At 67.5% G+C, this 24,154-nt stretch carries 17 protein-coding genes; 5 read left to right on the top strand and 12 right to left on the bottom strand.

Annotated elements, in window-relative coordinates:
- Together XARJCFBP2528_RS03440 and XARJCFBP2528_RS03435 are read right to left on the bottom strand one after the other, a co-directional pair.
- The coding region (locus XARJCFBP2528_RS03440; protein WP_211257624.1) for a transposase domain-containing protein at positions 1-230 on the bottom strand (230 nt) is incomplete at its 3' end.
- Between the two features lie 1,189 nt (positions 231-1,419).
- Positions 1,420-2,409, bottom strand: coding sequence for a LacI family DNA-binding transcriptional regulator (locus XARJCFBP2528_RS03435; RefSeq protein ID WP_024940702.1), 990 nt, complete (start codon positions 2,407-2,409; stop codon positions 1,420-1,422).
- A 162-nt stretch (positions 2,410-2,571) separates the two neighbouring features.
- Between XARJCFBP2528_RS03435 and ptsP the strand changes: the two genes are divergently transcribed.
- The 4 genes from ptsP to XARJCFBP2528_RS03415 all read left to right on the top strand — a co-directional run bounded on the left by ptsP (position 2,572) and on the right by XARJCFBP2528_RS03415 (position 9,346).
- Positions 2,572-5,091 carry a phosphoenolpyruvate--protein phosphotransferase gene (gene ptsP / locus XARJCFBP2528_RS03430; RefSeq protein WP_026064837.1) on the top strand — a complete coding sequence of 840 codons (2,520 nt, stop codon included), beginning with the start codon at positions 2,572-2,574 and terminating at the stop codon, positions 5,089-5,091.
- Complete coding sequence (gene pfkB / locus XARJCFBP2528_RS03425; RefSeq protein WP_016904600.1) at positions 5,088-6,044, top strand: 1-phosphofructokinase; 957 nt, start codon at positions 5,088-5,090, stop codon at positions 6,042-6,044. The genes ptsP and pfkB overlap by 4 nt, the downstream gene beginning before the upstream one ends.
- 108 nt (positions 6,045-6,152) lie before the next feature.
- Positions 6,153-7,883 carry a PTS fructose transporter subunit IIC gene (locus tag XARJCFBP2528_RS03420; protein ID WP_016904599.1) on the top strand — a complete coding sequence of 577 codons (1,731 nt, stop codon included), beginning with the start codon at positions 6,153-6,155 and terminating at the stop codon, positions 7,881-7,883.
- Between the two features lie 185 nt (positions 7,884-8,068).
- Positions 8,069-9,346, top strand: a complete 1,278-nt coding sequence (locus XARJCFBP2528_RS03415; protein ID WP_016904598.1) for a carbohydrate porin — start codon at positions 8,069-8,071, stop codon at positions 9,344-9,346.
- Between the two features lie 343 nt (positions 9,347-9,689).
- On the opposite strand, the gene secF is transcribed toward XARJCFBP2528_RS03415, so the two are convergent.
- From secF to XARJCFBP2528_RS03385, 6 genes are all read right to left on the bottom strand, one after another.
- Entirely contained in the window at positions 9,690-10,658 is a 969-nt protein-coding gene (gene secF, locus XARJCFBP2528_RS03410; RefSeq protein WP_016903296.1) for a protein translocase subunit SecF, read from the bottom strand.
- 112 nt (positions 10,659-10,770) lie between these two features.
- Complete coding sequence (secD, locus tag XARJCFBP2528_RS03405; protein ID WP_026064509.1) at positions 10,771-12,615, bottom strand: protein translocase subunit SecD; 1,845 nt, start codon at positions 12,613-12,615, stop codon at positions 10,771-10,773.
- A 168-nt stretch (positions 12,616-12,783) separates the two neighbouring features.
- Positions 12,784-13,137 (bottom strand): preprotein translocase subunit YajC, encoded by a 354-nt coding sequence (gene yajC / locus XARJCFBP2528_RS03400; protein WP_016903294.1) that lies wholly within the window; start codon positions 13,135-13,137, stop codon positions 12,784-12,786.
- Between the two features lie 131 nt (positions 13,138-13,268).
- The gene (gene tgt, locus XARJCFBP2528_RS03395; protein ID WP_016903293.1) at positions 13,269-14,414 is read right to left on the bottom strand and encodes a tRNA guanosine(34) transglycosylase Tgt; all 1,146 of its coding nucleotides are present in this window, start codon (positions 14,412-14,414) and stop codon (positions 13,269-13,271) included.
- Positions 14,415-14,495: 81 nt separating this feature from the next.
- Positions 14,496-15,566 carry a tRNA preQ1(34) S-adenosylmethionine ribosyltransferase-isomerase QueA gene (queA, locus tag XARJCFBP2528_RS03390; RefSeq protein WP_016903292.1) on the bottom strand — a complete coding sequence of 357 codons (1,071 nt, stop codon included), beginning with the start codon at positions 15,564-15,566 and terminating at the stop codon, positions 14,496-14,498.
- Between the two features lie 165 nt (positions 15,567-15,731).
- The gene (locus XARJCFBP2528_RS03385) at positions 15,732-16,163 is read right to left on the bottom strand and encodes an Lrp/AsnC family transcriptional regulator (RefSeq protein ID WP_016903291.1); all 432 of its coding nucleotides are present in this window, start codon (positions 16,161-16,163) and stop codon (positions 15,732-15,734) included.
- A 121-nt stretch (positions 16,164-16,284) separates the two neighbouring features.
- Between XARJCFBP2528_RS03385 and XARJCFBP2528_RS03380 the strand changes: the two genes are divergently transcribed.
- Positions 16,285-17,781: an aminotransferase class III-fold pyridoxal phosphate-dependent enzyme gene (locus tag XARJCFBP2528_RS03380; protein ID WP_016903290.1), complete on the top strand. Its 1,497-nt coding sequence runs from the start codon at positions 16,285-16,287 to the stop codon at positions 17,779-17,781.
- A 241-nt stretch (positions 17,782-18,022) separates the two neighbouring features.
- Here XARJCFBP2528_RS03380 and XARJCFBP2528_RS03375 read toward each other — a convergent pair whose 3' ends face one another.
- The 4 genes from XARJCFBP2528_RS03375 to XARJCFBP2528_RS03360 form a co-directional block, all read right to left on the bottom strand.
- On the bottom strand, positions 18,023-18,730 hold the full coding sequence (locus XARJCFBP2528_RS03375) for a glycosyltransferase family 32 protein (protein WP_026064508.1): 708 nt from the start codon (positions 18,728-18,730) through the stop codon (positions 18,023-18,025).
- Between the two features lie 234 nt (positions 18,731-18,964).
- Entirely contained in the window at positions 18,965-20,344 is a 1,380-nt protein-coding gene (locus XARJCFBP2528_RS03370; protein ID WP_047124312.1) for a purple acid phosphatase family protein, read from the bottom strand.
- Positions 20,341-21,477 carry a phytase gene (locus XARJCFBP2528_RS03365; RefSeq protein ID WP_047124311.1) on the bottom strand — a complete coding sequence of 379 codons (1,137 nt, stop codon included), beginning with the start codon at positions 21,475-21,477 and terminating at the stop codon, positions 20,341-20,343. The genes XARJCFBP2528_RS03370 and XARJCFBP2528_RS03365 overlap by 4 nt, the downstream gene beginning before the upstream one ends.
- Complete coding sequence (locus tag XARJCFBP2528_RS03360) at positions 21,474-24,035, bottom strand: TonB-dependent receptor (protein WP_047124310.1); 2,562 nt, start codon at positions 24,033-24,035, stop codon at positions 21,474-21,476. Before XARJCFBP2528_RS03360 ends, XARJCFBP2528_RS03365 begins: the two co-directional genes overlap by 4 nt.
- Positions 24,036-24,154 lie beyond the last annotated feature (119 nt).

Genomic DNA, 24,154 nt, shown 5'->3' with positions numbered 1-24,154 from the left:
ATGTTCAAACGACGTGCGACCTCGTGCACCGGTTCGTCACGGAACAACGCCATGCCCAGGACAAGCCACAACACCTGATCACTGGGAAGACGCCGACGCCGGATGCTGGCCTTGGAAGACAGTTCCAGCGCGCTGGCCACCCACTCCACCGGAATATTCTGCGTAAACGTGCTCAGGTCGGAGAAGTTGAACAGATCGCCAAGGTCGAACAGCTGCTGTTGAAGGGACACAAAAAATCCGATACCAGAGGTCTGATACCAGATTTTCGGTAACTCAATTGCTTAAGTGAACAGCATTACGCCGGAAGCGGGCTTTTTTTGTTTGCGCGCCCGTGATGTCCCGTAGGAGCGCACCCGGGCGCGACGGGCTGTACCGGTAACGCCCATCGCGCCCGGGTGCGCTCCTACGGGGTGGCGGGGATTGGTGACATGACGTGCTTGGGCAAAACCCGCACAGCGCGATCCGCAACGACCGCCACGCCGTCGTAGGAGCGCCCCTGGGCGCGATGAGCCTCACCGGTAACGCCCCTCGCGCCCTGGTGCGCTCCTAAGGGGTGGCGGGGATTGGTGACATGGCGTGCTTGGGCAAAACCCGCACAGCGCGATCCACAACGACCGCCACGCCGTCGTAGGAGCGCCCATGGGCGCGATGAGCCTCACCGGTAACGCCCCTCGCGCCCTGGTGCGCTCCTAAGGGGTGGCGGGGATTGGTGACATGGCGTGCTTGGGCAAAACCCGCACAGCGCGATCCACAACGACCGCCACGCCGTCGTAGGAGCGCCCATGGGCGCGATGAGCCTCACCGGTAACGCCCCTCGCGCCCTGGTGCGCTCCTAAGGGGTGGCGGGGATTGGTGACATGGCGTGCTTGGGCAAAACCCGCACAGCGCGATCCACAACGACCGCCACGCCGTCGTAGGAGCGCCCATGGGCGCGATGAGCCTCACCGGTAACGCCCCTCGCGCCCTGGTGCGCTCCTAAGGGGTGGCGGGGATTGGTGACATGGCGTGCTTGGGCAAAACCCGCACAGCGCGATCCACAACGACCGCCACGCCGTCGTAGGAGCGCCCATGGGCGCGATGAGCCTCACCGGTAACGCCCCTCGCGCCCTGGTGCGCTCCTAAGGGGTGGCGGGGATTGGTGACATGGCGTGCTTGGGCAAAACCCGCACAGCGCGATCCACAACGACCGCCACGCCGTCGTAGGAGCGCCCATGGGCGCGATGAGCCTCACCGGTAACGCCCCTCGCGCCCTGGTGCGCTCCTAAGGGGTGGCGGGGATTGGTGACATGGCGTGCTTGGGCAAAACCCGCACAGCGCGATCCGCAACGACCGCCACGCCTTCGTAGGAGCGCCCCTGGGCGCGATGGGCTGTACCGGTAACGCCCGTCGCGCCCGGGTGCGCTCCTACGACGAGGGCGGCTAGGTGCGCGGGCGTGCGCCAGTGGAGCCGCGGACCACGCAGCGGCCGGTCATCACCATGCGGCGGATCGGCAGCTGCGGATTGCTCAAACGCTCCAGCAGCAGCGACATCGCCGCGCGGCCCATGTCTTCGACCGGTTGCTCGACCACCGTGATGCCTGGCTCGACCAGGTCGGTCCAGCGCTCGTTGTCGAAGCCGGCCAGGGCCAGGTCGTCGGGGATGCGCAGACCGGCGGTGCGGGCGGCCTTGAGCGCGCCCATCAACAACAGGCTGTTACTGGTCACGATGGCGTCGGGGCGGTCAGCGCCGGCCAGCCATTGGCCGACTTCGGCGATCGCCGCTTCGGCGGTGGGCGCCACTTCGCGGTAGGCTGGCGTCAGCCCCGGCACCGCCATCGCGGCCAGATAGCCGTTGCGGCGTTCGGTCGCGGTGGTACTGGTACCGAACAGCCCGCCGATGCGCCGATACCCCTGCGCCTGCAGATGCGCGACCAGCTCGCCCATGGCCGCGGCGTTGTCCAGCACCACGCTGTCGTAGCGGCTGCCGGGGCCGGCGCGGTCCACCAGCACGGTCGGGTAGTCCAGCACCAGCTCGTGCATGCGCCCGACCGTGCTGCGGGTCGGCGCGAAGATCAGCCCGGTGATGCGTTCTTCCTGCATCAATTGCAGGTACAGCGCCTCGCGCTCGGGGTCTTCGTCGGTATTGCACAGGGTCACGCGCATGCCGGCGCGATAGGCCACCTCCTCCACCGCGCGGATCAGCGCGGTGAAGTACGGGTTGCGGATGTCGGCGACGATCACCCCCAGGATGCCGGACTGCTGCGATCGCAGGCGCCGCGCCATCAGGTTGGGCCGGTAGCCGGTCTGGCGCACCGCCGCCTCGACCTTGGCCCGCACCTCCTCGCTGACCGGGCCAGTACCCAACGCGCGCGAGACCGTCGATTTGGAAACCCCGGCCACCCGGGCCACGTCATTGATGCTGATACTCACTGGGACCGTTCCCGCTCCATTTGCGCACCTGGGGCCAGGCGCCGTGTCTGATTCGATGCTAACCCGAAAGCACTACAACGTTTTTGTGCAGCGCACATTGACCTGGAACGTGGGAACGTTCCCACTATACTGCCCAGCCCGTCCCCACCCCCGGAGTCCGTCTTGTCCTCTCCGTCGCCAGCCGCCCCCGTCACCCCCGAACTCGTGCGCCTGCGTGCGCATGCCCGCGACAAGGATGACGCCATCGCGCAGGCCGCCCAGTTGCTGGTCGCCGCCGGCTGCGTGACGCCGGGCTACGACGCCAGCATGCGGCGCCGCGAAGGCCTGGCGAACACCTTCCTCGGCCACGGCCTGGCGATCCCGCACGGCGTCGGCGAAGACCGCCACCTGGTGCGCCGCGACGGCATCGCCGTGCTGCAGTTGCCCGAGGGCGTGGAGTGGAACCCGGGCCAGACCACCCGGCTGGTGGTCGGCATCGCCGCCCAGTCCGACACCCACATCACCCTGCTGCGCCGGCTGACCCGCCTGATCCAGGACCCGGCCCAGTTGGAAGCGCTGTTCACCACCGACGACCCCGGCGTGATCGTGGCGGCCTTGACCGGCGACCGCGCACCCGACACCAGCGCCGCGCCGGCCACCGATCTGGCCGAATCCTTCGAGTGGACCATTGCCTACCCCAGCGGCCTGCACGCCCGCCCGGCCACCCGTTGGGCCGAGACGGCGCGCGGTTTCTCGGCGCGCGCCCAGGTGCGCGCCGGCGACCAGGCCGCCGATGCCAAGAGCCTGGTCGGCCTGCTGCAGTTGGGCCTGCGTGCCGGCGACAGCATCACCGTCTCGGCCGAAGGCACTGATGCGGGTGCGCTGCTCAAGCGCCTGCGCGCAGTGATGGACAGCCTGACCGCGCAGGAAAAGGCCGATGCCGAGCGTGCCGCGCAACGCCGCGCCGCCCCGGTGGCCGGCTGGACGCCGCCACAGGCGCAACCAGCCATCGTCGGCATCGGCGCCAGCCCGGGCGTGGCGATCGGCATCGTGCACCGGCTGCGCGCGGCGCAGACCGAGGTGGCCGATCAACCGGTCGGCCTGGGCGATGGCGGCGCGCTGCTGCACGACGCGCTGACCCGCACCCGCCAGCAGCTGGCGGCGATCCAGGACGATACCCAGCGCCGGCTCGGCGCCTCGGACGCGGCGATCTTCAAGGCCCAGGCCGAACTGCTCAACGACACCGACCTGATCACCCGCACCTGCCAGCTGATGGTCGAAGGCCACGGCGTGGCGTGGTCGTGGCACCAGGCGGTGGAACAGATCGCCTCGGGACTGGCCGCACTCGGCAACCCGGTGCTGGCCGGCCGCGCGGCCGACCTGCGCGATGTCGGCCGCCGCGTGCTGGCCCAGCTCGACCCGGCCGCCGCCGGCGCCGGCCTGACCGACCTGCCGGAGCAGCCCTGCATCCTGCTGGCCGGCGATCTGTCGCCGTCGGACACCGCCAACCTGGACACCGCACGCGTGCTCGGCCTGGCCACTGCCCAAGGCGGGCCGACCTCGCATACCGCGATCCTGTCGCGCACGCTCGGCCTGCCGGCGCTGGTCGCGGCCGGCGGCCAACTCATGGATATCGAAGACGGCGTCACCGCCATCATCGACGGCAGCAGCGGGCGGCTGTACATCAACCCGTCCGAGCTGGACCTGGATGCGGCGCGCACGCATATCGCCGAGCAGCAGGCGATCCGCGAGCGCGAGGCCGCGCAGCGCGCATTGCCAGCCGAAACCAGCGACGGCCACCACATCGACATCGGCGCCAACGTCAACCTGCCAGACCAGGTTGCGATGGCGCTGACCCAGGGCGCCGAAGGCGTCGGCCTGATGCGGACCGAATTCCTGTTCCTGGAAAGCGGCAGCACGCCCAGCGAGGACGAGCAGCACGCAACCTACCTGGCGATGGCGCAGGCGCTGGATGGCCGCCCGCTGATCGTGCGCGCACTGGACATCGGCGGCGACAAGCAGGTGGCGCATCTGGAGCTGCCGCACGAGGAAAACCCGTTCCTGGGCGTCCGCGGCGCGCGCCTGCTGCTGCGTCGCCCGGACCTGCTCGAACCGCAACTGCGTGCGCTGTACCGCGCCGCCAAGGACGGGGCGCGGCTGTCGATCATGTTCCCGATGATCACCTCGGTGCCGGAGCTGATCACCCTGCGCGCCATCTGCGCGCGCATCCGCGCCGAACTCGACGCGCCCGAGGTGCCGATCGGCATCATGATCGAGGTGCCCGCCGCCGCCGCACAGGCCGACGTACTGGCGCGCCATGCGGACTTCTTCTCGATCGGCACCAACGACCTGACCCAGTACGTGCTGGCGATCGACCGCCAGAACCCGGAGCTGGCCGCCGAAGCCGACAGCCTGCACCCGGCGGTGCTGCGCATGATCCGCAGCACGATTGAAGGTGCGCGCAAACACGACCGCTGGGTCGGCGTGTGCGGCGGTCTGGCCGGCGATCCGTTCGGCGCCAGCCTGCTGGCCGGACTGGGCGTGCAGGAACTGTCGATGACGCCCAACGACATCCCGGCGGTCAAGGCACGCCTGCGCGGCACCGCGCTGAGCACGCTGCAGCAGCTGGCCGAGCAGGCGCTGAACTGCGAAACCGCAGAGCAGGTGCGCGCCCTGGAAGCGCAGCGCGAGGGCCAGGCATGAACCTGCATGCCATCACGGTGACGCTGAACCCGGCGATCGACCAGACCATCCAGCTCGACAGCCTGCAGCCGGGCGCGGTGCATCGCGCCAGCAGCGTGCGCAACGATGCCGGCGGCAAGGGCATCAACGTGGCCGCCTGTCTGGCCGACTGGGGCAGCCAGGTCGCCGCGCTCGGCGTGCTCGGGGTCGGCAATGCCGGCGTGTTCGAGGCGCTGTTCCGCGAGCGCGGCATTGCCGATCACTGCCAGCGCGTGGCCGGCGAGACCCGTACCAACCTCAAGCTGGTCGAAGCGCGCAGCAACGACACTACCGACATCAACCTGCCCGGCCTGCGCCTGGGCCAGCCGCACCTGCAGGGCGTGGCCGATCACCTCGCCCCGCTGCTGCGCCCCGGCCTGCCGGTGGTGCTGTCGGGCAGCCTACCGGCCGGCCTGCCGGACGACAGCTGGGCGCAGTTGCAGGCCCAGGCCAGCGCCGCCGGTGCGCGCGTGCTGCTGGACACCAGTGGCGCGCCGCTGGTGGCCGCACTCGGTGCCGCGCGCCAGGCGCTGCCGTACGCGGTCAAGCCGAACCGCCACGAGCTGGAAGCCTGGACCGGCCGCCCACTGAGCGACCGTGCCGCCCTCAGCGCCGCCGCGCACGAACTGATCGCACGCGGTATCCAGCTGGTGGTCATTTCGATGGGGACCGAAGGCGCCCTGTTCGTGCAGCGCGACCAGCGCCTGATCGCGCGCCCGCCGCGGCTGGCGCAGGGCAGCAGCGTGGGCGCCGGTGACGCGATGGTGGCCGGCCTGGCCGCCGCGCTGCTTGGCGAGTCCACCGGTCTGGAAAGTTGCGCACGGCTGGCGACCGCGTTCTCGCTCAGTCGGCTGGAAAGCGGCGATGCGCGCCGGCTGAACCCGCAGCAGGTACGCAAGCTCGCCGGCGAGATCGTCATCGACCCGCTCTCGTAGCACCACCGCCGGCGCGAACGCTGGCAGTGCCAGCGCGCCGGTGTTTTGCGCAAGACACCACGTATCCCGCCGGCGCTTGCCGGCGACCGAACAACGCAGGAGATTTGCATGTCCTCTTCCATCGTGGTCATCGCCGCTGGCGACCGCAGCACCGAAGCCGTCCTGGCGGCCGAAGCGCTGCGCCGCGCGGCCACCGCCGCAGGGCGCAGCGTGACGATCGAAATCCGCAGCGACCAGGGCGTGCTCGGCGCATTGCCGGGCGAACTGGCCAGCGCCGCCAGCCAGGTGCTGGTGATCGGCGACGCCGATGCCGACACCGCCCGCTTCGGCGACGCGCAGCTGCTGCGCCTGAGCCTGGGCGCGGTACTGGACGACCCGGCCGCCGCGGTGAACCAGCTCGCCGCACCGGCTGCCGCCAATGCATCGGCTGCCGCAGGCAGCGCGGCCAGCAAGCGCATCGTTGCGATCACCTCCTGCCCCACCGGCATCGCGCACACCTTCATGGCCGCCGAAGGCCTGCAGCAGGCCGCGAAAAAACTCGGCTACCAGATCCGCGTGGAAACCCAGGGCTCGGTCGGCGCGCAGGACGCCCTGACCGACGCGGAAATCCGCGATGCCGATCTGGTGCTGATCGCCGCCGATCGCGAAGTCGACCTGGCCCGCTTCGGCGGCAAGCGCCTGTTCAAGAGCGGCACCAAGCCGGCCATCAACGACGGCCCGGCCTTGATCCAGAAAGCGCTGGCCGAAGCCGGCGTGCACGGCGGCGCGGCGCCGGTCGCGGGCGCCGCCAAGGCCGAAAACACCGGCAACGGCCGCACCGGCGCCTACAAGCACCTGATGACCGGCGTGTCGTTCATGCTGCCCTTCGTCACCGCCGGCGGCTTGTTGATCGCGCTGGCATTCGCGCTCGGTGGCATCTATGCCGGCGACGATGCGCACCAGGGCACGCTGGCCTGGTCGCTGTTCCAGATCGGCGCCAAGGCCGGCTTCACCCTGATGGTGCCCGCGCTGGCCGGTTATATCGCCTACTCCATCGCCGACCGCCCCGGCATCGCGCCCGGCATGATCGGCGGCCTGGTCGCGGCCAACCTCAATGCCGGCTTCCTCGGCGGCATCATCGCCGGCTTCATCGCCGGCTACGGCGTGGCCGCGCTCAACCGCTACATCCGCCTGCCGCGCAATCTGGAAGGACTCAAGCCGGTGCTGATCCTACCGGTGCTGGGCACGCTGCTGGTCGGCCTGGCGATGATGTACGTGTTCGGCCAACCGGTGGCCGACCTGCTGGCCTGGCTCACCGCCTGGCTGCGCGGCATGCAGGGCAGCAGCGCGCTGCTGCTGGGCCTGTTGCTCGGCGGCATGATGGCCTTCGACATGGGCGGGCCGGTCAACAAGGCCGCCTATGCGTTCTCCACCGGCCTGATCGCCAGCCAGGTCTACACCCCGATGGCCGCCGCCATGGTGGCCGGCATGACCCCGCCGCTGGGCATCGCGCTGGCCACCTGGGTGTTCCGCAACCGTTTCACCGTGGAAGAGCGCGGCTCGGCCACGGCTGCCGGCGTGCTCGGGCTGGCCTTCGTCACCGAAGGGGCGATTCCGTATGCCGCGCGCGACCCGCTGCGCACCATCCCGGCGCTGGTGATCGGCTCGGCCGTGGCCGGCGCGATCTCGATGACCGCCGGCGCCGAGTTGAAGGCACCGCACGGCGGCATCTTCGTGCTGCTGATCCCCAACGCGGTGACCCACCTGCTCAATTACGTGCTGGCCCTGGTGGTCGGCGTGGTGGTCACCGCGGTGGCACTGCGCCTGCTCAAGAAGCCGGTGGCCGACGTGGTCGCCTGACCTTCGGCCACCTCGCCATTGCCGCGTGCCGCCCGCGCATGCGCCACGCCTGATCGCCGCCCCGCTCCACCCCTGACTGGTTTCATCGCTGCGCTGCGCACCTTCGTGCGCGGCCAGCGGCTTACCCATCCCCTAGTTGTCGCGTTCGCCACCCGGCCACGCCTACCTTCGTTCGGAGTCCTGCCATGACCGTCCTCGCCCCCCGCCATGCCCGTCCCCGCCTGCTGTGCCTGTCGCTGGCACTGGCGCTGACCCCGCTCGCCCACGCGCAGGATGCCGCCGATGCCTTCAAGCTCAAGCTGGGTTACACCGGCGAAGCCGCCTCGATGATCGATGGCGGCCGTAAGAACGGCGATGCCTATGCCGGCCAGCTGATGGTCGGTACCGATGTCGACATGGACCGCCTGTTCGGCTGGGGCGGCGCCACCGTCAAGCTGTACGTCACCAACCGCCACGGCACCAACCTGGCCAACAGCAGCATCGGCAACAGCACCTCGGTGCAGGAGATCTACGGCGGCCAGGGCACGCGGCTGGCCAACTTCACCCTGCTGCAGAAACTGTTCGACGACCGCCTGGAACTGGAAGCCGGCCGCAGCGTGGCCAACATCCACTTCCTCGGCTCGGACCTGTGCCAGTACTTCCAGGGCAACTCGGCCTGCGGCAACCCCACCTTCGTGTTCCGCACCAGCAACTTCACCTACTGGCCGGTGTCCAGCTGGGCCGCGCATGCCACCGCCTGGGTCACGCCCAAGGTCTACGTGCATGTGGGCGCCTACGAGGTCAACCCGGTGCAGGCCCAGGACGGCCAGCACGGCCTGAAGTGGAGCACCGACGACACCACCGGCGTGGTGGTGCCTTACGCGGTCGGCTACAAGAACAAGGGCGGCGACGGCAGCATGGCCGCGATGTACGAACTGGGCGGCTGGCAGGACAACTCCGACTACACCGACCCGCTGCGCGACCGCAACGGCAACCCGGCCGTGCTCAGCGGCCTGGGCTACGAAAACAAGCAGGGCCGCTCGGGCATGTTCGCCCGCTTCGAACAACAGGTCACCAATCCGGATCCGTCCGGCGCCCGCGGCCTGACCGTGTTCGGCGCCATCCTCAAGAGCACCGGCGGCCAGGCCATCGAAGACCATTTCGTGCAGCTCGGCCTGGTGCAGAAAGGCACCTTCGCCAGCCGCCCGCAAGACAACATTGCCTTCGTGATCACCCAGCAGAAGTACAGCGACGAGGCGATCGAAAACCTGCGCCTGGCCCGCGCCTCGGCCGGCGGCACCGGCACCCCGGCCGACAACCAGATCATGATGGAGCTGAGCTACGGCATCCAGGTCACCAAGCGCCTGCGCATCGCCCCGAACCTGCATTACGTGATCAACCCCGACCAGTTCAACGAGCCGACGCGCACCAACGATCTGAAGAACGCGCTGATCGCAGGCATGCGGATCGACTGGAATCTGTGAGTCCGCGAGGATCGGTGCGTGCGTTGCAGGACGTTGCAGCGCACTTACCTAGCTCGGTAGGAGCGCGCCTGAGCGCGATGAGGCATTCCCGATAAAGCCCGGTCGCGCTCTGGCGCGCTCCTACGACGCATTGCGTTGCACGGCTGAGCTGGGTCCGGCGGGTTTTAGCCAGCCCGCTCGCTTGGCCCGGTAGGAGCGCACCCGGGCGCGATGAAGCATTCCCGATAAAGCCCGGTCGCGCTCTGGCGCGCTCCTACGACGCGTTGGGCTGCCCTGCTCGATGCGCCAAAACGAAAAAACCGCGCAGTGCGCGGTTTTTTCGTGATCGAAGATCGATGACCAATCAGGGACGACGCGCCAGCGCTTCCACGTCCTTGGCCTTGGGCAGCAGATCCTGCTTGGTGACGGCGAACGGCCCGATGCTCAGCATCGGCACTGCCACGATCACCGAGGAGATCACCACGATCACCGCGCCGATCATGTGCGTCTCGGCCAGACCTTCCATCGATTCGCCGCCGTAGATGTACAACGCCAGTGCCGACAGGAAGAACATCACCGCGGTGATCACCGTGCGCGACAGCGTCTGGTTGATCGAGCGGTTCAGCACTTCCAGCGGCTCCACCCGCAACGCGCGGAAGTTTTCGCGCACGCGGTCGAACACCACGATGATGTCGTTGATCGCAAAGCCCATCACCGACAACAGGCCGGCCAGCACGGTCAGGTCGAACTCGCGGCCGGTCAGCGACACGAAGGCCACGGTGACCAGTAGGTCGAACAAGGCGGTCAGGCTGGCGACCACTGCGAACTTCCACTCGAAGCGGAAGGCGATATAGATCAGAAAGCCCACCAGCATGAACACGGTGGCGTACACGCCGTTCAAGGCCAGATCCTTGCCGACCTGCGGGCCGACGAATTCGCCCGGCTGCACAGTGGCGGGGTTCTGCGCGGTGCTGACCGCCTTGCGCACTTCTTCGGCGACGGTGGTTGCGGCATCGTCGCGGTTGTTGTGCTGCTCGCGCGCCTGCAGGCGGATCATCACTTCGTTGCCGCCGCGCGCGTTCTGCACCTGGGCGTTCTCGAAGCCGGCCTTGGCCAGCTGCTCGCGCACCTGGTCCACGTCCACGGTCTTCTGGAACGAGGTCTGCACCAGCGTGCCGCCGGTGAATTCCAGTGCGTAGTTGAAGCCCTTGCCGACGATGACGCCGACCGAGGCTACCGCGATCACCAGCATCAGGATCAGCACCGGCTTGCGCAGGCGCATGAAGTCGATCTTGGTGTCGTTGGGAATGAGATGGAGCGGGAACAATTTCATGGAAAAGATCTTCCGTTTAGACGTTGCGCACCGTCAGGATGCGCAACGCTTGCGAAGGGATTCATCCCCCGCCGCCTGCAGCGCGCTGCGGGGGCAAGGCCGGACTCGCATCTCAGATGGCGACGGTCTTCAGCTTCTTGCGGCGGCCGTAGATCAGCACCGCCAGCGCACGCGACACGGTGATCGCGGTGAACATCGAGGCGAAGATACCGATCATCATGGTCAGCGCGAAGCCCTTCAGCGGGCCGGTGCCGAACGCGTACAAGGCCACCGCCACGATCAGACCGGTGAGGTTGGCGTCCAGGATGGTGCCGCCGGCCTTTTCATACCCGGCGGCAATCGCCGATTTGGCCGGCACGCCCAGTCGCAGCTCCTCGCGGATACGCTCGTTGATCAGCACGTTGGCGTCCACCGACAGGCCCACCGACAAGGCCAGGCCGGCAAACCCCGGCAGCGTCATGGTGGCACCGAACAGCGACATCACCGCCACCACGATCAGCAGGTTGAACAGCAGCGCCACCGAGGTGATCGCGCCGAACACGCGGTAGTAGACGGTGAAGAACACCAGCGTGAACAGGAACGAGTAGATCACCGCGGTGACGCCGCGCTCCACGTTCTCCGCGCCCAGGCTCGGGCCGATCACGTATTCCTCGACGAAATCCATCGGTGCCGCCAGCGAACCGGATTTCAGCAGCTTGGCCAGGTTCTCGGCTTCGGTCTTTTCCAGACCGGTGGTCTGGAAGTTCTTGCCGAACACGCCGGCGATGCGGGTCGGCGACAACGCCTCTTCCTTGACCCGCACGCTGCGCACTTCCTTGCCGTCGACCATGCTGACGGTGGGAATGCGCTCGATGTAGACCACCGACATCAGCTTGCCGACGTTGGCGCTGGTGTAGTCGAGCATGCGCTGGCCGGCGACGTTGTTGAGCGTCACCGCCACCGCCGGCATGCCGTTCTGGTCGGTGCTGACGCTGGCGCTGACCATCTGGTCGCCGGTCACCAGCGCGCGCTTGTTGAGCAGCACCGGCGCGCCGGTATCGCGCACGCGGTAGACCTTGGCTTCGGGCGGGATGCTGCCGCTGCGCACGGCGTCTTCGGCATTGCCTTCGACCACCGCGCGGAATTCCAGCGAGGCGGTGGCGCCGATCAGGCGCTTGGCCTCGGCGGTGTCCTGCAGGCCGGGCAGTTCGACCACGATGCGGTCCTCGCCCTGGCGCTGGATGGTCGGTTCGGACACGCCCAGCGCGTTGACGCGGTTGCGCAAGGTGGTGAGGTTCTGCTCGATCGCGCCACTGGCGATCTGCTTGAGTTCGGCCTCCGGCACCTTGACCGAGATGTTCTGGCCGCTGACGTCGTAGGTCAGGGTCGGCTGCGACTTGGCCAGCGCGGTGCGCGCGGCGTCGACGCTGGCGCCCTCGCTCAGGCTGACCTGGATGCTGTTGTCGCCGCGGCGCTCGACCGAGCGGTAGGCAATACGGCCATCGCGCAGCGTGGTGCGGATGTCTTCGGCAAAGCCGTCCAGGCGCTTTTCCAGCGCGGCCTTCTGGTCCACCTGCATGGCGAAGTGCACGCCGCCGACCAGGTCCAGGCCCAGCACCATCGGCCGGCCGCCCAGCTTGGCCAGCCAGTCCGGCACGGTCGAGGCCAGATTCAGCGCTACCGTGTAGTTCTCGCCCAGTTGCTGGCGCAGCACGTCGTTGGCGCGGGTCTGTGCCTGCAGGTTGGGCAGGCGCACCATCAGGCTGTCGCCTTCCCGGGTGACGGCCTTCGGCGTGATGCCGGCGGCCTTGAGGTCGGCGTCGATGCGGCTGCGCAAGGCGTCGTCGAGCTGGGCACCGCGGCTGGCGGTGATCTGCACGGACGGGTCCTTCTGGTAGATGTTGGGCAACGCGTACAACGCGCTGACCGCCAGCACCAGCAGGATCAGGAAATACTTCCAGCGAGGAAATTCGAGCATTGCGACAGTCCCGCGCGACACCATCCCGGCGGCGCGCCTAGCAGTGAGAACGACTTCAAGCGGCCAACACAACGTCGCCAGCGGTCGTCAGGTGGATGCGGCGGTCAACGCCGGTTCGCGGCACCGACTGCGCCCACCTGACAGTGGACGCAGCGGGTTGGTTGCCGCTTAGTTGGCAGACTTCAGCGTGCCCTTGGGCAGCACGTGGCCCACGGCACTCTTCTGCACGCGGATGCGCACGTTGTCGGCCACTTCCACGGTGATGAAGTTGTCGCCGATATCGGTGATCACGCCCGCCACGCCGCCGGAGGTGATGACTTCGTCGCCGCGCGCCAGCTTGTCCAGCAGCGACTTGTGCTCCTTCTGGCGCTTCATCTGCGGGCGGATCATCAGGAAGTACATGACCGCGATCAGGATGATCGGCAACGCGAAGGTGGACAGGCCTCCCATCGGGCCGGGCGCCGGCGCGCCGCCAGTGGCCTGCGCCTGGGCGACGGGGATCAGGAAATCGAGCAGATTCATTCAGTGCATCCTAGTTTGGGTGCCAGCGCGCCAACCGGCCGCTCGCTATTCAGGTACCGCCGGAGCGGAACAGCCGGGAATTATGCCATGCAGGTTCCAAACCGTCCGCGCAAGGGCGCGGACGGCCGGTCTCAGCTGGTTTCCCCCGGCAACGGCGGCGTGATGGCGCCGCGTGCCGCATAGAAGGACCGCCGGAACTCGGCAAAGGTTCCCGAGGCGATCGCCGCGCGCAGGTCGGCCATCAACTTCTCGTAGTACCAAAGGTTGTGCAGGGTGCCCAGCATCGGCGCCAGCATCTCGTTGCAACGGTCCAGGTGGCGCAGGTAGGAACGTGTGTAGCCGCTGCTGCAGGCATGGCAGCCGCAGCCCGGCTCGATGGTGTCCAGGTCGCGCTCGTACTTGGCGTTGCGGATGCGCACGGTGCCGAAGGAGGTGAAGTAATGCCCGTTGCGCGCATTGCGGGTGGGCATCACGCAGTCGAACATGTCCACGCCACGCGCCACGCCTTCGACCAAGTCCTCCGGCCGGCCCACGCCCATCAGATAGCGCGGGCGGTCGGCCGGCAGGCGCGGATGCAGGTGTTCCAGCATCGCGTTGCGCTCATGTTCCGGCTCGCCCACCGCCAGCCCGCCGATGGCGTAGCCGTCGAAACCGATGCCCTGCAGTCCGTCCAGCGAGCGGCTGCGCAGGTCCGGATGCACCCCGCCCTGCACGATGCCGAACAGCGCCGCGTCGTTGCCCAGCCCGTCATGCGCCTGCCGCGAGCGTTGCGCCCAGCGCAGGCTCAGCTCCATCGAGCGCCGCGCCACCTCTTCGGTGGCCGGGTACGGCGTGCATTCGTCGAAGATCATCACGATGTCCGAATCGAGCACCTTCTGTATCTGCATGCTCTCTTCCGGGCCCAGGAACACCCGCGCACCATCGGTGGGCGAGGCGAAGGTCACGCCCTGCTCGGTGATCTTGCGGCGATGCGCCAGCGAAAACACCTGGAACCCGCCCGAATCGGTGAGGATCGGCCCGTCCCAGCGCGCAAACCCGTGCAACCCGCCGTGATCGCCGATCACATCCAGGCCCGGGCGCAGATACAGGTGGAAGGTATTGCCCAGGATGATCTCCGCACCCAGCGCGCGGATCTGCTCGGGCAGGATGCCCTTGACCGAGCCATAGGTGCCCACCGGCATGAACGCCGGCGTCTCGACGGTGCCACGCGGAAAGGTCAGACGCCCACGCCGGGCATGGCCGTCGGTGGCTTGAAGCTGGAACTGGAGTCGGGACATTGAAAGGCCGGGAATGGGGAATCGGGATTTGGGAATCGGAAGAGCGGTTGGCAGGTGGCTGATCGTTCGGCGGATGCCGCTCTACGATTCCCCATTCCCGATTCCCGATTCCCTGCTCCACAGCAACATCGCATCGCCGTAGGAAAAGAAGCGATAGCGCTGTTCGATGGCGTGTTGATAGGCGGCGAAGATGCGCTCGCGGCCGGCGAAGGCCGAGACCATCATCAGCAGCGTGCTTTCGGGCAGATGGAAATTGGTGACCATCGCGTCGACGCTGCGGATGCGGTAGCCGGGCAGGATGAAGATCTGGGTTTCGCCGGCAAACGGCAGCAGTTCGCCTTCGGGCGCGGCATCGCTGGTGCGCCAGGCGCTTTCCAGCGAGCGCACCACGGTGGTTCCCACCGCGATGACGCGGCCGCCGCGGGCCCGGGTGCGGCGCACCTGCTCGACCAGCGCGGCGCCGACATTGAGCCACTCGGTGTGCATCACGTGCTGGTCGAGCGCATCCACGCGTACCGGCTGGAAGGTGCCGGCGCCCACATGCAAGGTGACATGGCCGAACTCCACCCCACGCTCGCGCAACCGCGCCAGCAACGCCTCGTCGAAATGCAGGCCGGCGGTGGGGGCAGCCACCGCGCCGACTTCGCGCGCGAACACGGTCTGGTAGCGCTCGCGGTCTTCCACCCCCGGCTCGCGGCGGATGTACGGCGGCAGCGGCAGGCGCCCGGCTTCCAGCAACCAGTGCTCCAGCGGCGTGGGGATCTCGAAGCGCAGCAAATAGAACTCGCCGTCGCGGCCCAGCACCTCGGCCTGGCCACCGGCATCCAGCGCGATCCGACTGCCGGCCTTGGGCGACTTGCTGGCGCCGATCTGCACCCGCGCCTCGCGCTCGCCGAGCAGGCGCTCGATCAGGATTTCCACCCGCCCGCCACTGGCCTTCTGCCCGAACAGCCGCGCCGGGATCACCCGGGTATCGTTGAAGATCAGCAGATCGCCCGGCTGCAGCAGCTCGGGCAGATCCCGCACCTGCCGGTCGACCAGCGCCTGCGGCGACGGCGGCACCACCAGCAAGCGGCTGGCCGCCCGCTCGGCCAAAGGCGCCTGGGCAATCAGCTCGTCGGGCAGCGAATAGTTGAAATCGGACTTCTTCAAGGCCGCAGGATCGGATGGCTGAGGAGCCGGATATTGTAACTGCGGCCGGGAATGGAGAATCGGGAATCGGGAATCGTAAAAGCGGGCCGCTTTGCGCAGTAAGGGCTTCGGTCACCGGATCATGCTCTCCCGATTCCCGATTCCCCACTCCCGATTCCCCGCCCCTCACCGCTCAAATTTCGTTGACAAAATGATCGACGTCGTCGTGCGCTCGACACCGTCGATCGCGCCGATGGCGTCGGTGAGTACGTCCATCTCGTTGACGCCGCCGACCACGCCCAGGGCGATCAGGTCGTAGGCGCCGCTGACCGAGTGCAGCAGGCGCACCTGCGGGATGTCGCGCAGCGCCTTGACCACGGCTGGCATCTTCTTGGGCAGCACGGTGATCAGGATATGCGCGCGGATGCGACCCTGTTCGTAGGCGTCGTGGGTGCGCACGGTGTAGCCGCTGATCACGCCGTCGCGTTCGAGTTTTTCGATCCGGCTCTGCACGGTGGTACGCGACAGCCCGAGCCGGCGCGCAATCTGCGCGGTGGAGGCGCGCGCGTCCTCGCGCAGCAGCGACAGCAGGCGTTCGTCGGAGGGAGTGATTTTCACTTTTGCCCAATTGGTTCGTCGATTCGACGAAAATACCCGACTTCCTGCCCGGATTCACGCTGCCAAACGCCGATCTTCTGCCGATAATAGGAAGGGAACGCCACCTTGCAGGAGATGCGCCATGTCCGTCCCCGCCCCGCTCGCCCCGCTGCGTGCCCACGCCGGCCGCCGCCTGACCGATGGCCTGGACGATGCCAGCATCGTGCGTCTGGCCGCCAACCACCCGGATCTGGCACGCGCCATCGACGCCGCGGCCGCCGAGTACGCGCAGGTGCGCGCGGAGGCCGCCGACCTGCTGGACCTGGACGAAGACGCCCAGATCAGTGCGGTGCAGGACGGCTTCATCAATTTCTACGCCGACGATGCGGTGACCCCGTACGTGGCGCTGGCCGCGCGCGGGCCCTGGGTGATCACGCTCAAGGGCGCGGTGCTGTACGACGCCGGCGGCTACGGCATGCTTGGCTTCGGCCACACCCCCGCGCCGGTGCTCGAGGCGATGGCGCGTCCGCAGGTGATGGCCAACGTGATGACCCCCAGCCTGGCGCAGCGCCGGCTCGACCGCGCCCTGCGCGCCGAGATCGGCCATACCCGCGGCGGCTGTCCGTTCGCACGCTTCATGTGTCTCAATTCGGGCTCCGAAGCGGTCGGCCTGGCCGCGCGCATCGTCGACACCAACGCCAAGCTGCACACCGACCCGGGCGCGCGCCACGCCGGTGCCAGCATCAAGCGCGTGGTGGTCAAGGGCAGCTTCCATGGCCGTACCGACCGCCCCGGCCTGTATTCCGATTCCAGCCGCAAGACCTACACCAAGTACCTGGCCAGCTACCGCGACGAAGACTCGGTGATCGCGATCGCGCCGTACGACGTGGCGGCGCTGCAGCGCGCCTTCGACGAGGCCGCGCGCAATCACTGGTTCATCGAGGCAGTGTTCCTGGAGCCGGTGATGGGCGAAGGCGACCCGGGCCGCGCATTGCCGGCCGCGTTCTATGCCGCAGCGCGCGAACTGACCCGCCTGCATGGCAGCCTGCTGCTGGTGGATTCGATCCAGGCCGGCCTGCGCGCGCACGGCGTGCTGTCGGTGGTGGATTACCCCGGCTTCGAGCAGCTCGACCCGCCGGACCTGGAGACCTATTCCAAGGCGCTCAACGCCGCGCAGTACCCGCTGTCGGTGCTGGCGGTGACCGAACACGCCGCGCAGGTGTACCGCAAGGGCACCTACGGCAACACCATGACCACCAATCCGCGTGCGCTGGATGTCGCCTGCGCCACGCTGGCGTTGTTCACCCCGCAGGTGCGCGAAAACATCCGCACCCGCGGCGCGCAGGCGATCGCCAAGCTGCAGGCACTGCAGTCCGAGCTGGGCGGTTTGATCACCAAGGTGCAGGGCACCGGCTTGCTGTTCTCCTGCGAGCTGGCGCCGCAGTTCAAGTGCTATGGCACCGGTTCTACCGAAGAGTGGCTGCGCCATCGCGGCGTCAACGTGATCCATGGCGGCGAGAATTCGCTGCGCTTCACCCCGCACTTTGCGATGGACGAAGACGAACTCGATCTGCTGGTCGGGTTGATCGCACGTGCACTGAAGGAAGGTCCGCGCCAGGCCCAGGCCGAGGCGGCCTGAGATCCACCCGCAGAAGATGGCGGGCAGTCCGCAGGTAGTGGACGGTGCGCAGTATCCGAGCGGTGCACGCCGATTCCGAGTACCGGCTGCGCTCACTGATCGGTGAGCGCCGTGGTTTTGTGAGGCGCTTGAAGTCAAGGCGGCGCAGGCAGTACTTGCGCGCCTCGGACAGGTGCGCGGCCGCCCCGAAGCTCACCGCGCGTCCCTGCCGTCGCGCGCGGCGATGTACTGCCCGGCCGGGTCAGATCGGCACGGCGCTCAGCTTGCGTCGCAGGTAATTGGTCACGGCCCGGCGTGGCGACTTGCCGCGCCAGGACGCCCAGCACAGGTGCGAGCCCACCGCGACGGTGCCACCACGGTGGCCGAGCCCGAACCAGGTGCGATCCGGATGGAACGCATCGCGCGCCGGGAACACGATGCCGGCAAACTCGCCGGCGTGCGCGTTGTAAAAACGCGTCAGCCCGCGCGGGCCGGAGATCATCGGAATCTGCCGGTGGTCTTCCAGCGTCTCAGGCGCATGCGTGGTGAAGATGTGCTCGATGAAGGCGCGCCAGAACGGATGTCCTGCCTCCGAGCCGAACACGGCATTGCCGATCTTGAACTGCTCATTGCCGGGCGCGCCCTCTTCGATCGGCAGCACGCATTGCTGTGCCAGTACGTCCGCGCCAAGCGTGCGCAGCAGCTTGTAGTCGGTGTCGAAATAGAACCCGCCGTAGCTGTGCATATAGGCGCAGCGGGCGATGTCGGCCTTCATCACGCCGAAGCGTATCGCCTCGTAGCGGTCGGCGAATTCCGGGAACGCGCGACGCATCAGTGCGGAGTTGTCGGCGTCGTCCCAGACATTGCAGGTCCAGCCCGGCAACAGCCGCTGCAGGCGGGCCCGGATCTTGCGCTCTTCCCAGAGCAGGTGCTTGGTCGGCGCAGTGAGATGGAACACGTGGGGAATCATGGGGGGCTCTCGGGGCTGGGGGAACCAGACCTCCACCGAAGCACCGCACCGAAGCCGGCTACCCGGATGGAGCTCCGGTCAGCCGTAACAGTAGTCCCATTATTGGTGTGACGTAATTCACATTTTTAAATGGTTACGCCTACCGCCGATTCGCACAATCAATCCAGAACCGAAGTTCGCTCACAGCCTCGTCATCCCGCACGGCTGGCCTCGCCACGCTGCTGTCATCTCACCTCACTCCCAGCACCGGTCCGCGCGTCCCTTCGGGGTTGCGCTGCGCGGGCAATCGCGCGGTGCGATGCGTCCGGCCTCCTGCTCCACCAGCCGCTTGCCGCCATCGCTGCCGCGCTCCAGCTCGAACGCATCGTAGAGACGTCCGGTGGCGGTGCGCGACTCGTAACGCAACTTCTGGTTGTCGATGCGAAGCACCTGATAGAGCTGGGTGTCTTCGCCGACCGGACGCATGGTCTTGCGCGCCATGTCCGAGAGCCGGTACTGCTTGGGCCCGGCCACCGAGACCACGAACACCGGCGTCGCCTGCCCTGCTTCATCGCCGCGCCGGCCGTAGGTGTGGTCGTGGCCCTGCAGCACCAGATCGACCTTGTGGCGGCGGATCACCGGCAGCACCTGCTCGACCAGCTTCTGATTCTCGCGATCGGCGCGCGGGGAAAAGAACGGCTGGTGGATCAGCACGATCGACCACGGGTGCGGGTTGTCGGCCAGCACCTTGTCCAGCCACTGCGCCTGTGCCGGGCCGGTGCCCAGATCCAGCACCGAGGTGCCGTCCAGCACGGCGATGCGTACGCCCTGATAGTCGAACCAGTAGCTGGTGCGCGCCGTGGCCGACGGCCCGTTACGCGGCAGGGCGAAGGTCACCGGCCAGTGGTTGCCGAGCGTGCGCGTGGCCTGCGGGGTATCTTCGCCCTCCTCGTGATATTCGTGATTGCCCGGCGCCGGCGCCACTGCGGTGCCTTCCAGCAACCAGCGCCCGGCTTCGAACCATTCGGCCCATTCGTTGTCGTCCTGGCCGTCCTTGCCGCTGACCAGATCGCCGGCGAACAGGGCCAGCCGCGCGTCCGGTGCCGAGCGCCAGGCTTGGCGGATCACCCGCGAGACCAGGCTGAGGTTCTTGTTCTGGGTGTCGCCGAAGTACAGCAGCGTCAGCGGCGTGTCGGGGCTGGCGGCGGTGCGGAAATGATTCCACGCGCCCCAGGTGCGGTTGCCCTGCACGCGGTAGGCGTACAGCGTGTCCGGTTTCAGCCCGTCGATATCGGCGCGATGGTGGTGCGAGCTGCCGTTTTCGCTGGCCAGCGTGGCGGTGCTGGCGCGGATGCGGCGCGGCGTACCTACGTCGGGCGAGTCGCCGGCAACCACCAGTTCCAGCCACGGCTGATCGACGCTGGCATCGGTACGCCAGGCCACCGCGAAACCGGTCGCCGCATCCTGCGCGGGCGTGGCGACGATGCGGTCCGGGAAGCCATCGGCAACATAGTGGCTGGAACCCGCCGGCACCTGCGTATTCGGTTCGGCGGCGCGCTCGGCGGCGAACGATCGCGTGCCCGCCATCGCCACCAGCAACAGCGCTGCAGACAGCGCCGCACGTGCAGCGCTCATGGCGCGCACTCTTTCAGGCGCAGCGTGCGTGCGATATCGCGCCAGTCGAATGCCGCCACCGCCTGGTCGTCATGCAGTGCGTAGAACACCCCGCCCGGAAAGCGCGCATCGCCGCGTTGATCCAGCCACACGCCGTCGGTATTGGCGGTCACCCGGCCAGCGAAGGCACCGACATGCGCCAGGCTCTGGCGATCGAACACCTGGAACACGCTGCGGTCCTTGAACTGATCGGTGGCGATCCAGTAGCCGCTACCGTCCTTGCATGCAAACAGCGTCATGCCTTCGGCCTGCGCCTTGAACAGGCCGCTGCCGACATTGCGGCCGCGATAGCGTCCGTCCATGCCGTATTCGCGCAACTGCGTACCCACGGCGACATCTTCTTCGGCAATCATCAGGCGCGCATGCGCTTCATCGCCGAACACCGACTCGGCGATCCGGATCGCGCCCGCGTCGCTGGTATCGCCGAAGCTTTGCGTCAGCCGCGATTGCCAGCCCTGCCCTGCGTTGTTCAACTGATAGCGACGGAAACGCTGACCGAGTTCGGCCAGCGGCGGCGGCACATCCTTGTTGGCCGGCGACATGTAGTTGTCGCTGACCACCACCTCGTAGCCGCCGTCGTGCTTGCGCACCCACAGGCCGTAGGGTTCGCGCAATTCGTCCTGGCCGAAGCTGGTCAGCGGCGTGAAGTCGGGCAGCGCAAACACCTGCACGCGGCGGTTGTCGCGCTCGACCACGAACACCAGATCGTCGACCACCGAAATCCCGTTGGGGCGATCCAGCTTGCCCAGCGCCTTGCCCTTGCCGCCGACCACGCGCAGGCGCTTGCCGCTATCGCCATCGAACACCACCAGCGCATGCGTGGCCTTGGCGGTGGCGATCAACCAGCGGCTGCCATCGGGCGCACTCCAGCTGGCCGGCGAATCCAGATTGTCGGCCGGGGTCAGCGCGGTGATGAAGGCCTCCGGCACCACCTGGTGCGCCACCTTGGCCTCGCTGAGCAAGGGGTCTTTCAGCAATGCCTCGTCGGCTTCGCGATCGACCGGTGCGCTGGCGCAGGCGGTCAGCGCCAGCGCGCTGGCGAGCAGCGTGGTGTGGAGTAACGTTGTGTGGAGCCGCGTGCGCGTTGCGATCACAGTGCCACCTTCAGGCCGAGCGCATAGGTGCGGCCGTATTCTTCGTTCTGCAGCGTGCGCGAGGGCACGCCCTGGTACAGCTCCAGCGGTTCGTCCAGCAGGTTCTGCGCTTCCAGATACAGGCTGACGTGGCTGTTGAATTGGTAGTTCATGCTGAAATCCAGCTGGGTATGCGGGGCGACATAGATATCGTACGCGCGGCTTTCGCCGATGGTGTCCAGGTACTCGCTGCGGTACACCGCCGCAACCCGCGCACTGAAGCCGTATTTTTCGTAGCCCAGGTGGCCGCTGTAGATGCGCTTGGACGAGCGCGGCAAGGTGAAGTCCTCGCCGGCGCGATCGCTCAGGCCGGGATCGAAGTCACTGTCCAGCACGGTGGCGCTGGCGCCGACCAGCAGGCCGTTCCAGCCTTCGGGCAGGAAGTCCAGCGCCTGCTGCCAGTTGAATTCGGCGCCGCGCACCTTGGCGGTGTCGCCGTTGATCGAGCGCGTGACCTGCAGGTCGGGGAACTCGGCATCGTTGGTGCTGATGGTCTGCACGATGTAGTCGTCGATCGACTTGTTGAACACGCCCAGCGAGATCAGGCCGGTGCTGCCGATGTACTTTTCGAACGACAGGTCCAGGTTGCTGGAGCGATACGGATCGAGATCGGGGTTGCCGACGTTCACCTCGTTGTCGCCACGATTGATGCTCACGCGCGGGGAGACATCGCCGAACGCAGGCCGCGACAAGGTCTTGTTGGCGGCAAACCGCAACACCCAGTCGTTGCCGGTGTCGTAGCGCAGATGCAGGCCAGGCAGCACATTGGTGTAGCTGCTGGAGGCTTCGCGCGGCGTGACCGTGGCGGTGCGGCCGTTCTCGGCCACGTCGACCTGATTGCCGATGGCGTCGAACTGGGTGTTTTCCACGCGCACACCGGCAATCGCGCGCAGTGCGCCGATGTCCCAGGTGCCCATCACATAGGTGGCGAACACGTCTTCGGTGGCCTTGTAGTCGTCCTGCAGCGAGGTCTGCAGATTGCCGCCGACATCCTGCGGGCGCGCACTGTACAGATTGCCGGAGGTGTTCCAGTAACGGCGCATGCCGTCCGAGCCGATGCTTTCGCCCAGGGTGCCGCCACGGTGTTCCGGCGCGGCGGTGGTCCAGTCGCTCAGATCGATCGCCGGCCCGCGACGCAGCTCGCTTTCGTCCACATTGACATCGCGCTCGCGCCAGCGGCCGAGCACACCCATCTTCAGGCTGGAATGCTCGCCGTCGAAGCGCACGTTGATCTGCGCGCTGCGCTCGCTGTCGTCCACCCGCTTGGGCGCAAGCACGAAGCGGTCGAATACGAAATCGTCGTTGCTCTGCCAGCCGTTGTCGGAAAAGCCCAGGCGCGGAATGCCGCTGTTCTGGTCGACCGTGGCCGACAGATCGTCGCCGTCGTAGTTGAAGCGCGCTTCCATCTCGTCGTTCACGCGCTCTGTGGTCTTGGTGTAACCCAGCTTGTAGTCCACCGTGGCGGCGCTCAGACGGTTTTCACCGCCCACGCTCAAGGCCATGGTGTCTTCCTTCTTGGTGCGATAGCGCACGCGCTTGGAGATGGAATCGGCCGGCAGATCGGCCACCTCGTAGGTGCCATCGCCATTGGCGCTGACCTGCCCATCGGCCAGGCCGAAGATGGTGCGCTGGCGCGTTTCGGCATCGTCGAAGCGGCTGTACAGCGTGCGCAGGTAATAGCGGTTGTCCGCGTCGGGGCGCCAGTCCAGATTGAGGTTGGCACCCATGCGGGTGCGCTCGATGAAGTACTTGCGGCGCTGCACCTCGCCGGCGAACAGATCGTCGGCCGCACCGCCGTCGAAGCTGTCGTAGGCCACTTCGGTATTGTCGGATTCGAATTCGCGGTCCTGGTAGTTCACACCCACTGCGACGCCGAACGTGCCGTCGAAGATATCGCTGTAGTTGAACGCGCCCTTGGGGCTGGTCTTGCCCGACAGCGACTGGTGGCTGCCTTCGACCGAGCCGCGCAGCGTGCGGCCATCGCGATCGAACGCGGAGGTGGACTCGACCTGGATCGCACCGCCGATGGAATCGCCCGGCATGTCCGGCGTCGGCGACTTGACCACCTTCAGGCGTTCGGTGGAGTCGGACGGAATCACGTCCAGCGGTGCCGAGCGCGTGCCGTCTTCCGGCGTGCCCATGGTCATGCCGTCGATGGTGACGCTGTTGAGCGCCGAATCCAGGCCGCGGATCACCACGAAGCGGCCTTCGCCCTGATCGCGGGTGACGCTGACGCCGGGCAGGCGCTGCAAGGATTCTGCAACATTCTTGTCGGGGTAGCGGCCCATCGCATCGGAGGCCACAGCATCCTGGATCGCATCGGAGCCACGCTTGAGATCGACTGCGCGCACCTGCGATTCCACCTGCGGGCGCACTTCCAGGCGCTCCAGATCGATCGCCGCCGCGCCGGACGCACCGGTTGCAGCTGCCGCACCCTCGGCCGCCTGCGCAAACGGGCTCCGCGCGGCCACCGCCAACGTCAGCGTGATCGCCAGGCACAGCGGAGTCTTGTTCAACACGGGTGCTTCCCCAATCGGTTAAGAATGGGTGGGCACACTATGTCTACGACGTTTCACTGACATGACATATGCAAGCGCGATCACGCGCAATGTGTGGCGACGCTGCCGCTGGCTGCGGC

It is taken from the genome of Xanthomonas arboricola pv. juglandis, from assembly GCF_001013475.1.
Lineage (GTDB): Bacteria > Pseudomonadota > Gammaproteobacteria > Xanthomonadales > Xanthomonadaceae > Xanthomonas > Xanthomonas arboricola.
This window is presented reverse-complemented; position numbering and strand designations above follow the sequence as displayed.